Origin of the sequence: Lactiplantibacillus dongliensis (assembly GCF_005405105.1) — a bacterium.
In the GTDB taxonomy this organism is placed as follows: Bacteria; Bacillota; Bacilli; order Lactobacillales; family Lactobacillaceae; genus Lactiplantibacillus; species Lactiplantibacillus dongliensis.
In genome coordinates, this window is the sequence record NZ_BJDK01000024.1 from 43,737 (window position 1) to 53,942 (window position 10,206).

A 10,206-nucleotide genomic window follows, 5' to 3' on the forward strand; every position below is an offset into this window, starting at 1 on the left:
ATTAGCCACGACTTTTAGTGGTCGTGGCGTTGTTTTTTAACGAGCGTTTACGGGCAAGTTGACGGCGAATGAAGGAGTACCCCATTAGCACCAGCGTCAGTAGGCCAACGATGATTGCCGCTTTCGTGAAACCAAAGATCCAAAAGAAAACCGCGATTGCGAGCGCACAATAGACTAGTAAAAACATGGGACCCTCCTTCTTTCATGTCGATAGGTTTTAAGTTTATAAGTCTATTGTAACGAGTAAAAATTGCTATCTCGTGATTGAAATTTGAATTTTTTGTTAAGAGTGTGAGGACCAGCGGGTTGACCGTGAGCATTGACTGGCCAAACAATGATCCGGTGTTTTTTCGGATGGTTGTTTGGTGCTGGCAAAAGTAAGACCTACCGGCGATGCCGACTTAACCGTCGTTCATTAGCCATGGCCAATTGTTCAGGCGTGAGTTGATAAGTTTGGGCTGCAGCTAATTTTGTGAGACCAGCTTTTAAAGCCGCTAACTGTTCTTGATCACCAGCTGTGGCGGTTAATTTGGCCAATAAACTTTGTAACATTTTCACATTAGGCGTCAAAGTCTCACCGACTTGACGATCATATTGAGCTTGAGACAGACTATGAGTCTGCCAGCGCGTGACTCGACTGAGTAGTGTGAATAAGTGGGTCGTTAATAGTTCGATCAAGTAATCGCTTTCTTTAGCGGAAAATGCCATTAAAATCCCTCCAGATTAGGTTTTGTTAAGTCTTAGTGTAGCACAATTAGGTGATTGGTTAGTTCGCCGAAACAATCATTATTAACAAGCTGCTCAAAAGCATGTGAATTCAGGGAAATCGTGAGAACTTGATCAAGAATCGTGGTAGATTATCGGTAATCGGTGAAGGGAGGAGATTAGGATGATTGGTCATGTCACAAAAATAAATATTAGCCTGAATCAAGGCATCTTAACCGATTTTCATGGACGGCATTTTAAGTTTGCGTTATCGGCGGCACCACCAGTTGGGCCAGTGCAATTAGGCGAAGAATTTTACTTCACGCCCGAACTAACCGCAGCTGGGTTAACGGCGATAAAAATCAAGCGGCATCATCACGATGGGACTCGGATGGTCGTTCCGGTTGCGAATACTCCAGGGGGACCCCGGTTTGTGCGGATTGGCGAAATCGTCGTTAATCTGGCGCAAATTCAGTATTATGAGATGTCAACGACTCAAAATGAACTTCGGAATGGTTATGAAACGACGGCGCGGCATTTGCTGATTCAAATGAAAGGCGGGCGCCAATTCAACTTTTATAACTGGGATAGTATTAACATTGATGAAGTCTTACAGACGTTAGAGATGCTACATACTGAAAATAAGAAGCTCGGCTAGTGTTCACGTTACTCAGGGCATACAAAAAGGTCTACGCTAAACCGCAGACCTTTATTTTTATTCAGTTTGTTTTTTGAAAATGAATAGCTTACTAAAGAACCAATTAATGACCACAATGACGACTTGATCGATTAACTTAACTAGTAAGGGATTACCATGTAAGACGGAAATCCCAATGACCATAATGGCTTCATCGACCCCTAAGCTTAATAAGCGAAAGCCGAAAAATGAACCAGCTTCTCTGATGAGACTGCTTAAGGTCGGTGTCTTAGCGTCAAAGACCCACAGTTTATTCGTGATATAGGCGAATAGAACGGATAATAGCCAGGCAATGACGTTGCTGAGCCAATAGGGCCATTGGATGAGATCATTAAATAACCAGAAAACCACAAAGTTTACGACGGTCGTCAGACCACCAAAAATTAGATAGGCTAAAACGCTGCGATAGCGTTGCCACAGCTGTGTGATTAATTTTATCATGTCGTTACCCCAACTCATTTAGTCACGGTTAGTTTGCCGTTGGTAGCCACTCTGGTTGGGCCAGCATCGGCTGGAACGTGGTGGCCACGTTTGTGAGCCACAAAGCGGTCTCACAAGCCGGGCTTTATCTAAGTCGGAAAACCACCGACCAAGATAAACGACACCACTGAGCCAATGCTGACCCGCCCGGCGTTAGTCTAGGCCTAATTTATGAGGTACTTGTTAATCATAATTTAGAATGGCTAGGTGAACGAGCCTGGTTCCAAGCTGGCTGCCAACTAGCACTAACCGTCTTTATTAATATTTTAATCCTAGCACAATTTGAGTGGGATAAAAGCAGCGAATGATTACTTTTCGGCTAAATCGTTGAAATAAGCTTCAAAAGTGGCTTGGGCATCACTTAATTCAGTAAAGTGTTCGACGGCAACGGTCGTGTGGCCGAGCGTGGTTAAGGCTTGAACCTTAACGCTGAATGGCCGTGTGCGATGCCGTTTTAATGCCAGAATGATTTGATAGGTGACTTCACCATTAATAACGATGGTTTGACTAACAATAACGCCGTTGGGTACTTTAAGCGTTGCTAACATGGGAACCGCCTCCTCATGGAATACCCCCATTGTAGCCGTTAGATGTAAATTAACCACTTTGTTTGTGTAAATGTTGTGTAAAAGCGGTGGTTCGGCCACTTAACTGTTGGTAACTAGCAAATCTAACATTTGAGAACGCATTCATGAACGATAAATGTTAAAATAAAGATAGTAGATTGAAAGGGTGTGGCGCACATGTTACAAGAATATACGAATATTTTAGTTCCCATGGATGGTTCCAAGCAGGCGGAGACCGCGTTGAACAAGGCGGTTGAAGTTGCCAAGCGTAACCAAGCCCATATTGACGTTTTATCAGTGATCGATCCCGGTCAGTTCGGTTACAATTTAGCCGGTTTAGCTGATGGTGATATTACGTATCAACTCGTTCAAGACTCAGAAGCCTATTTACAAAAAACGGTTGACCAGATAAAAAAAGATGGCTTTGATGATGTTGAATTCCATATCCGGATGGGGAGTCCTAAACCCATCATTTCGCAAGACTTTATTCGCGATCATCACAATGACTTAATCATGATGGGGGCTACCGGATTGAATGCGATGGAACGGGTCTTAGAAGGCTCCGTTACGACTTATGTTCAACGCAATGCCTTAACCGATGTTATTGTTGTTAAAACTGATTTAAATAATACGCAATTAGCAAAATAGCCTTAAAAAAGTTCTGACCATTGGTGGCCAGAACTTTTTTTAAGGCTATTTTTTAAGCTTGAGTTTCTGATTAAAGTAGTAGGCAATTCCCCCCATGATGACACAACCAATAATCATGGTGAGCATCGGCACGGTTGGGTTAAAGTAGCCCGGCTGCGCATTAGCGTGGTAGCCCATTAAGAACTTCAGAAAATTGACGAGCCCATCTAAATTATAGCTGTGTTGGTTAAGCGATGAATTGGAAAGAAAGACCAGCAAGAAAAAGCCTAAGACTGGGATCGCGATAAGCGCAATATTACGAGTAAACTTGGTTAATAAGCTGAAAATACTGCCAACTGCCATTCCGGTTAAGCCAAGCCCAATGAAGAAGAGCCAGTTAAAGACCATATAGCCTAAAATGTTGACGAATAAGTTTGAACCGAGAAAGTGGTCGTATAAGCTGTAAAGGGTTGAGCCGAGAAAAGCTTGACCGCTGTGACCACGAGCCGGTGCGGTGACTAGGAAGTTGTATAGGGTCGCAATGATTTCCATGCCAAAGCTCAAGCCAATCAGACTGATGACTCGGGCTTGCCAATAAGTCTTACGCGAGATGCCGTTTTGAATCAACAATTTGAAGTTGTCATAAGTCAAAGACATCGTGATTGAAATAAAGAAGCCAAAGGCGACCCCGATACCGAGGTCCGTTAACGTACTGGTGAATGAATAGTGCCCTAAATTACCAGTCAAAATAGCAAATAATAAAGGTAGGACCACAAAAGCGATTAAGATAATGGCATAGGCCCGCCATAATAATTGAAGTTGCTCCATCAAGATATAGCGGGTTACCGCCCAGCGTTTAGTTGACATGGGTTGTGGCCTCCTTAGCATTAGTTAAGTTGACGAAGAGCTTCTGTAAGTCGAGGCGTTCGATCGTAACCGTGTCAGGAATCGGACGGTCATCTTCCAAAGCCCCATAGACATAGTTCGCCGTAATCCCGCCAAGATGATCTTGACCGATGACATTCAGACCAGCTGTATAGCCGGTCACATCGGTATCGGGACCCGTAATCATGTAGGCCCGGTCTAAAATATCACTGACACTACCATTCACAATAATTTGGTGTTGATCCAAGATAAAGACGTGTTCGATCAAGTTGGCGATTTCTTCGATTAAGTGGGTTGAAATCACAAAGGTTCGGGGCCGTTCCGTATAGCTATCAATTAATGCTTGATAGAAAAGCTCACGATGATTGGCATCCAAACCTAAGACGGGTTCATCTAAAAAGATATAATCGGCGGGGACGCACAAGGCAACGATCAGCTTAAAGATGGTGCGATAGCCGGTTGACAGCTTACCAAAACGCTGATTCAAATTCAGGTCGAATTTAGCGGCTAATTGGGTGGCATAGTCACGGTCAAAGGCACCATAGAATAAAGCCGTACTGTTAAGCAATCTTTTTAAACGACTGCGGTCATTATACATGTTCACTTCACTCATCAAGTATAGTCGGCCCAAGGTGTGGTCATTGTCGTGCAACGTTTCACCGTCGAGTGTCGCGGTGCCGCTAGTCGGGAAGAGCCGATCGCTGATAATGTTCAGCAACGTACTCTTACCCGCACCGTTGCGGCCTAAGAGCCCATAAATCTTTTTCGGTTCGATAGTCAGGTTAAGGTTATCAAGGACTGACTGCCCGTGGAACTGCTGAGTGATGGCTTGCAGTTGAATACTCATTGTGTGGTAAACCCCCGTTCGATTAATTGTGCTAATTCTTGTTTCGTAATGTGAAGCTTGCGGGCCTCACTGACTAGGTTCTTCACGTAGTCGTCATAAAATTGATTGCGTCGTTTTTCAACGATTTTGGCTTGAGCGCCAGGGACGACGAACATGCCTACCCCGCGCCGCTTTTCAATCAACTGGGCATCGACGAGAATGTTCATGCCCTTTAAAACGGTGGCGGGATTAATATGGAATTCTTTAGAAATTTCGGTCGTCGAAGGGACCTGTTCACCTTCCGCAAAGCTTTGGGCGAAGATGGCTTCTTCGATTTGATCGGCAACTTGCAAGTAAATCGGTTCGGTACTATTAAAATTGAACTGCATATTTTCACCTCATTGCAGTGGGATAACCGTTATTTAGCTGCCAGCTTGTGGTGGTGCGGGTTGGTTAATTGCCGTTCGGCGCGATCGATGCGGGCGGCGACCCAGCTTGATAGTAAGAGTAACAACCCTAAGACGGCTAATAAGCTGTCTTGGTGTTCAAAAACGGTCAAACTGGCTAATAGCCCATTAGCGCCTAGCCAAAGCAACGGCATCAGGCTCCCCAGCCAAAATGCATGCCGATTCGCTAAACCATAGCGATGCAGCGGGGTAATAACGATTAATAACGCGACTAATCCAAAGTATACCATGATTCATCCCTCCTCCAAAAGGTTATTGCAAGACGATTCGTTGATAGATCTTGACGGTAATCAGATAGTAAATTAAATACAGACCAGCAAAAATGAGGAATGGTAACCAGATGCCGGTATAAGGTGAGGTGACCATTAAAAACTTAAACATTTGTAAGCCGAACAACACATGAATGACGCCGACAATACCTGGCAAGATAAACAAGACGGCGATTTCTTTGCGAATCGCACCGGTCAGTTGTCGCTGCGTTGTGCCCAGCTTGTCGAGCATCTGGTAACGATGCTGGTCAGCGGCGGCACCGGACAAAATCTTGAACATTAAGCAGCTGGCTAACATTGCAAGGAAAGCCACGCCTAAGAAGAAGCCCATAAATTGCAAGCCGGAATACATACTGTTGATTTGCAAGTAAGCGCCGTAACGACCGCCTAAATTAGTGGCGACTTTGTAGCTGGCGTCGTGTTTAGCAGCCGTTTTCACCAAGCGTTTGATGGCTGGTAAGTTGGCGGTGACGTCTTTGGTTGCAAAGACTGTTAATGTTTTTTCAGGTTGCGCTAGTTTTTGATACGCACTAGGCGTTAAGAAGACGGCAGCTTTCATTTGATTGCCATTGGTCTGCAATTGGCCTAATTGATAGCTGTATTGACTCTTTTGCAATTGTTTAGCCGAGTTAGTGACCGCTTTAAAGGCCAACTGGTTCTTCCCGTGCATATTTAAGGTAGTAAATGGGTGTGTATTGAATTCACTAGCTTGGTAATAGACGGCTTTTTTAGCCACTTTAAAGTGGTAATTGGTTTGAGTCTTAGGTTTTAAAGCCTTGATCTGGTTTTGTTCAGTCTTAGTTGGATTGACCAAAGCGAGATCATAGGCGTTGCTGGCATTAGCCATCATTGGCACTTGACGATGGAAGCCCATCCCCGTTGTGATGGCCCCTAAAGCTAAGGCAAATAACAACGCCACGATTGAGAGAATCTTCGTATAGTTATGAATCCGGAAGCTCAATTGTGACAACGTAAAGTTATTCAAGCCACGATGAGCAATGGCAAAGTGTTTCAGCCAAACGATCAAACCGACAAAGATGGCGTTGAAGAGGAAGTAAGTTCCCATAACGATCGTGACTAACGCTATTGCAATCCCGAGCATTTGTAACTTATCTAAGTTCGCCATAGACCAGTAGCCAACCGCGATAAGTAAAGTGCCGCCAATAATTTGAATCCCTTGCCACACCGGCTTGAGTTGTGGCCGGTTCGGCTGGTCGTTACTGTGAAGCAACTTTAAGGCGGGAGTCTTGGTTAGCGCGATTAAGTTAAAGAGGCCAGCAAGTAAGAATAAGCCTACATATAGAAGCAAGGTCTTTAAAGCTGCTGGGAAGTACCAGGCGGCCAAGTGGTGCAAGGTTAGCCCGAGACTGCTAATCAACAACTGGCTAATGCCCATCGTCAAGAGGGTCCCAAACAAAATGCCGGCTAAGGTGGCCACAATTCCCACAAGTAGGGTTTCGAGCCAAATTAATTGGCCAATCTTACCCTTACGTGCGCCAACAAGCATGAAGAGGCCATAATCGCGTTTGCGCATGCTGAGTAAGAATGAATTGGCATAGCCGATGTAGACTAAGGTGATGATGGTTAGTAGTACGGAACCAAATTGAAAAATAATGCCGACTAAGCCGATGCCGGTATTTTCTTTTAAAAAGCTTTGATTAGTGGCTAGGGCTTCGAACATATAGAAGATGGCGCTGGACATGATTAAGCCGGAAAAAAGGACTAAGTAGTCGCGCCAGCGGTTCTTGAAGCCGGTCATGGCAAGTTTAGTTAACATGGAAGGGCTCCTTTCTATTGTTCAAATGTCCCTAAAGTGTCAAGAATTTGTTGATAAAAGTCTTTACGCGGCAAGTCACCACGTTTTAATTCTTGCCCGATCCGGCCGTCTTTAATGAATAAGATACGTTGGCAGTAACTGGCTGAAAAGGGATCGTGGGTAACTAGCAAGATTGATACGGCTTGTTCGCGATTGATTTTACTGAATAAGTCGAGTAATTCGCGGGCTGAACTAGAATCTAGCGCCCCAGTAGGTTCATCACCGAATAACATGGCCGGTTGGTTAATGAGCGCGCGTGCAGCGGCAACCCGTTGCTTTTGACCACCAGAAAGCTCATTTGGATAGTTGGTCAAGAATTCAGCGATGCCCAGTTGACGCGCCACATTTTCTACGGCGGGCTTGATTCGTTTCATGGCCACGTTTTGTAATGTTAACGGCAGGGCGATATTTTCGTAAGCAGTCATCGTTTCGAGTAAGTTGAAATCTTGGAAGATAAAGCCGATTTCTTTTGCTCGGAAGTCCGCTAATTGGTTGCCTTTTAAATGGGTAATCGGTTGTCGATGAATGGTGACCTCACCGCTAGTTGGTTGGTCCAAAGTTGCTAACATATTTAGCAAGGTCGTCTTCCCAGAACCGGAGGCCCCCATGATGCCAACGAATTCCCCTTCGTTGACTGTGAAATCAATGCCCTTTAAGGCTTCATATTGTTTGCTGCCGGCTTTCCCGTAAGTCTTGTGTAGATCGGCAACCGTCATAATTGGTGTGTTAGGCATAATCAGTTCTCCTTTTAACGCTTCGTTTGTTATTTAGTTAATTACTTATGTAACTAACTATAAAGGCGACTAGCTACTTTGTCAATGTTATCCGTTTTATTTTGGCTGCGGTTAAGGTGGTAAAGTCAATGATATCAAGCACTTTACTGATTAATAATTTTATTTTTGGGGGCTGCTTTTGTGGGTAATGTGGTTAGTTAGTGGGGGTGTTTTTGAGTGCAAGTAACTAAGCTGTGTGCAAGCTTAGTCATGGACTTTATAGCATGATAGTCAAGTTAGATAAGCGTCTTTGCGTGGGGGCGACAACATGTCTGGGCAAGACTGAAAACAAAAAACGGTGCTACCAAGTTAATTGGTAACACCATTGGAATAGATTGATCAGCGGCTAAGCGGGGGGCCTAGCCGTTGTTGACAATTGTTATTTAATGACCGTTACTTTAACGGTCCGATACCCAAAGCGAATGGCTTTGGTGGTACTCATGTTCAGGTCAATGCGACGACCTTTGATTAGGCCGCCCGTATCAGCAGCAATCGCCGTCCCATAACCCTTGACCTTGACTTTAGACCCCAGCTTGATCACGCGTGGATCGACCGCAATCACTTTTTTCTTCTTACTATTGACGAAATAACCAGAAGCCGTCCGCCCGCCTAAGCGTACCGCGTCATAACCGGTTGCTTTAACATGGTAGGTCTTGCCCTTTTTTAACCGACTGGCCGCGGCGACTGATGGGGTGAGTTGGTTTGAAAAGTTCTGGACCGTGATGCAGCCAACCGTTGCAAAGAACGCGATAACGAAGATTTTAACGAGTGATTTCATAAAAAGTTATTTCCTCCAAAGTAAGTTATGCCGAATTAATAATTGTTTCTAGTATATCGTGCACAAGTTGCAGACCCACGACAGGCAGGTAACAATTTCTGTACAAATGTTACAACGGGGTTACGGTGAATTAATGATTAAGTGGTTTTAGTGATTGCAATCACCGTGGCGGTACCCTAAAATGAAGCTTACTGATGTTAGGTTGCTCAATATAGGAGGAAATGCATGTTGAAAAAGATTTTAGTGTTGCATACGGGTGGGACCATTGCGATGTCCGCCGACGAAGCTGGCAATATGGCGCCCGGTGCTCAAAATCCACTGGATGATTATAACTATCCCTTTGCGGATGAAATTGAATTAACCACTGAAGATATTTTTAACTTGCCGTCACCACATATTACCCCGGTGCAAATGTTAGCCTTGAAGCAACGGATTGCTAAGGCCGCCCATGAAGGGATTGATGGCGTCGTGGTCACCCATGGAACAGATACATTGGAAGAAACGGCGTACTTTTTAGACCTGACCTTGCCCAATGAATTACCCGTCGTCGTCACTGGGGCGATGCGTTCCGCTAATGAGATCGGTTCGGACGGCTTGCATAACTTGGAAACGGCAATCCAGACGGCTAGTACCCCAGATGCCGCGGACAAAGGCGTCTTAGTTGTGATGAACGATGAGATTCACTCCGCCCGTTATGTGACGAAGACCCACACGACTAACGTGGCCACATTTCGGACACCGACATTTGGTCCAATCGGCTTAGTGGCGAAACAGGGCGTCGTCTTCTTTGAATCCTTGTTACGCTCGACCGTCTGCCCAATTCAAACGGTTGCTGACAATGTCTTCTTAGTGAAGGCTTACGCAGGGATGGGACCAGAACTATTGACAGCTATCGCCCAACCGTCAACCAATGGGGTCGTTATTGAAGCATTAGGGGCCGGTAACTTACCGCCAGTGACTTTGCCAGCGGTCCAGGCGTTGCTAGATATGGGGATTCCCGTAGTTTTAGTGTCACGGTGCTTCAATGGGATCGCTCAAGATGTCTACGATTATGAAGGCGGCGGCGTCCAATTGAAACAAATGGGCGTGATCTTCTGCCAAGGCTTGAACGGCCAAAAAGCCCGAATTAAGCTATTAGTCGGGGTTAGTGCTGGGATGTCAGCCGATGAATTAGCCCGCTTTGTCGGGACTGCTAATTCTTAATTAGTAAACATAATGGACCAATCATAAAAGGAGCCAAGGCGCGGCTCCGTGTCAAGTAGACAATCAAATAATTAAAATTGTTATGCAATTTTCTTGACGGCATGATTTCGGTAT

At 45.0% G+C, this 10,206-nt stretch carries 14 protein-coding genes; 3 read left to right on the plus strand and 11 right to left on the minus strand.

Going from position 1 to position 10,206, the window contains the following annotated elements; translation table 11 throughout:
- Position 1: 1 nt before the first annotated feature.
- On the minus strand, positions 2-187 hold the full coding sequence (locus tag FFM80_RS09925) for a hypothetical protein (RefSeq protein ID WP_137640642.1): 186 nt from the start codon (positions 185-187) through the stop codon (positions 2-4).
- Between the two features lie 197 nt (positions 188-384).
- A complete protein-coding gene (locus tag FFM80_RS09930) occupies positions 385-708 on the minus strand; it encodes a hypothetical protein (protein ID WP_137640643.1) in 324 nt (107 codons plus the stop codon).
- 181 nt (positions 709-889) lie between these two features.
- Between FFM80_RS09930 and FFM80_RS09935 the strand changes: the two genes are divergently transcribed.
- On the plus strand, positions 890-1,363 hold the full coding sequence (locus tag FFM80_RS09935) for a hypothetical protein (RefSeq protein WP_137640644.1): 474 nt from the start codon (positions 890-892) through the stop codon (positions 1,361-1,363).
- Positions 1,364-1,420: 57 nt separating this feature from the next.
- On the opposite strand, the gene FFM80_RS09940 is transcribed toward FFM80_RS09935, so the two are convergent.
- Together FFM80_RS09940 and FFM80_RS09945 are read right to left on the minus strand one after the other, a co-directional pair.
- Positions 1,421-1,843 carry a GtrA family protein gene (locus FFM80_RS09940; protein WP_137640645.1) on the minus strand — a complete coding sequence of 141 codons (423 nt, stop codon included), beginning with the start codon at positions 1,841-1,843 and terminating at the stop codon, positions 1,421-1,423.
- A 347-nt stretch (positions 1,844-2,190) separates the two neighbouring features.
- The gene (locus tag FFM80_RS09945) at positions 2,191-2,430 is read right to left on the minus strand and encodes a hypothetical protein (protein WP_137640646.1); all 240 of its coding nucleotides are present in this window, start codon (positions 2,428-2,430) and stop codon (positions 2,191-2,193) included.
- A 195-nt stretch (positions 2,431-2,625) separates the two neighbouring features.
- Between FFM80_RS09945 and FFM80_RS09950 the strand changes: the two genes are divergently transcribed.
- Positions 2,626-3,096, plus strand: a complete 471-nt coding sequence (locus FFM80_RS09950; RefSeq protein WP_137640647.1) for a universal stress protein — start codon at positions 2,626-2,628, stop codon at positions 3,094-3,096.
- Positions 3,097-3,141: 45 nt separating this feature from the next.
- On the opposite strand, the gene FFM80_RS09955 is transcribed toward FFM80_RS09950, so the two are convergent.
- From FFM80_RS09955 to FFM80_RS09985, 7 genes are all read right to left on the minus strand, one after another.
- Positions 3,142-3,942 carry an ABC transporter permease gene (locus FFM80_RS09955; RefSeq protein ID WP_137640648.1) on the minus strand — a complete coding sequence of 267 codons (801 nt, stop codon included), beginning with the start codon at positions 3,940-3,942 and terminating at the stop codon, positions 3,142-3,144.
- Positions 3,932-4,807, minus strand: a complete 876-nt coding sequence (locus FFM80_RS09960) for an ATP-binding cassette domain-containing protein (RefSeq protein WP_137640649.1) — start codon at positions 4,805-4,807, stop codon at positions 3,932-3,934. Before FFM80_RS09960 ends, FFM80_RS09955 begins: the two co-directional genes overlap by 11 nt.
- Positions 4,804-5,175: a GntR family transcriptional regulator gene (locus FFM80_RS09965; RefSeq protein ID WP_137640650.1), complete on the minus strand. Its 372-nt coding sequence runs from the start codon at positions 5,173-5,175 to the stop codon at positions 4,804-4,806. Before FFM80_RS09965 ends, FFM80_RS09960 begins: the two co-directional genes overlap by 4 nt.
- 29 nt (positions 5,176-5,204) lie before the next feature.
- Positions 5,205-5,483 (minus strand): hypothetical protein, encoded by a 279-nt coding sequence (locus tag FFM80_RS09970; RefSeq protein WP_137640651.1) that lies wholly within the window; start codon positions 5,481-5,483, stop codon positions 5,205-5,207.
- 22 nt (positions 5,484-5,505) lie between these two features.
- Positions 5,506-7,299, minus strand: coding sequence for an FtsX-like permease family protein (locus FFM80_RS09975; RefSeq protein ID WP_137640652.1), 1,794 nt, complete (start codon positions 7,297-7,299; stop codon positions 5,506-5,508).
- A gap of 14 nt (positions 7,300-7,313) precedes the next feature.
- Positions 7,314-8,072, minus strand: coding sequence for an ABC transporter ATP-binding protein (locus tag FFM80_RS09980; protein WP_137640653.1), 759 nt, complete (start codon positions 8,070-8,072; stop codon positions 7,314-7,316).
- 418 nt (positions 8,073-8,490) lie between these two features.
- The gene (locus FFM80_RS09985; protein WP_137640654.1) at positions 8,491-8,889 is read right to left on the minus strand and encodes a 3D domain-containing protein; all 399 of its coding nucleotides are present in this window, start codon (positions 8,887-8,889) and stop codon (positions 8,491-8,493) included.
- 228 nt (positions 8,890-9,117) lie between these two features.
- Between FFM80_RS09985 and FFM80_RS09990 the strand changes: the two genes are divergently transcribed.
- On the plus strand, positions 9,118-10,092 hold the full coding sequence (locus FFM80_RS09990; RefSeq protein WP_137640657.1) for an asparaginase: 975 nt from the start codon (positions 9,118-9,120) through the stop codon (positions 10,090-10,092).
- Positions 10,093-10,206: the final 114 nt, after the last annotated feature.

What these genes read in the sequence shown, in the direction of transcription:
- FFM80_RS09925 (WP_137640642.1), bottom strand. Translation starts at nt 187, where the DNA reads ATGTTTTTACTAGTCTATTGTGCGCTCGCAATCGCGGTTTTCTTTTGG.
- FFM80_RS09930 (WP_137640643.1), bottom strand. Translation starts at nt 708, where the DNA reads ATGGCATTTTCCGCTAAAGAAAGCGATTACTTGATCGAACTATTAACG.
- FFM80_RS09935 (WP_137640644.1), top strand. Translation starts at nt 890, where the DNA reads ATGATTGGTCATGTCACAAAAATAAATATTAGCCTGAATCAAGGCATC.
- FFM80_RS09940 (WP_137640645.1), bottom strand. Translation starts at nt 1,843, where the DNA reads ATGATAAAATTAATCACACAGCTGTGGCAACGCTATCGCAGCGTTTTA.
- FFM80_RS09945 (WP_137640646.1), bottom strand. Translation starts at nt 2,430, where the DNA reads ATGTTAGCAACGCTTAAAGTACCCAACGGCGTTATTGTTAGTCAAACC.
- FFM80_RS09950 (WP_137640647.1), top strand. Translation starts at nt 2,626, where the DNA reads ATGTTACAAGAATATACGAATATTTTAGTTCCCATGGATGGTTCCAAG.
- FFM80_RS09955 (WP_137640648.1), bottom strand. Translation starts at nt 3,942, where the DNA reads ATGTCAACTAAACGCTGGGCGGTAACCCGCTATATCTTGATGGAGCAA.
- FFM80_RS09960 (WP_137640649.1), bottom strand. Translation starts at nt 4,807, where the DNA reads ATGAGTATTCAACTGCAAGCCATCACTCAGCAGTTCCACGGGCAGTCA.
- FFM80_RS09965 (WP_137640650.1), bottom strand. Translation starts at nt 5,175, where the DNA reads ATGCAGTTCAATTTTAATAGTACCGAACCGATTTACTTGCAAGTTGCC.
- FFM80_RS09970 (WP_137640651.1), bottom strand. Translation starts at nt 5,483, where the DNA reads ATGGTATACTTTGGATTAGTCGCGTTATTAATCGTTATTACCCCGCTG.
- FFM80_RS09975 (WP_137640652.1), bottom strand. Translation starts at nt 7,299, where the DNA reads ATGTTAACTAAACTTGCCATGACCGGCTTCAAGAACCGCTGGCGCGAC.
- FFM80_RS09980 (WP_137640653.1), bottom strand. Translation starts at nt 8,072, where the DNA reads ATGCCTAACACACCAATTATGACGGTTGCCGATCTACACAAGACTTAC.
- FFM80_RS09985 (WP_137640654.1), bottom strand. Translation starts at nt 8,889, where the DNA reads ATGAAATCACTCGTTAAAATCTTCGTTATCGCGTTCTTTGCAACGGTT.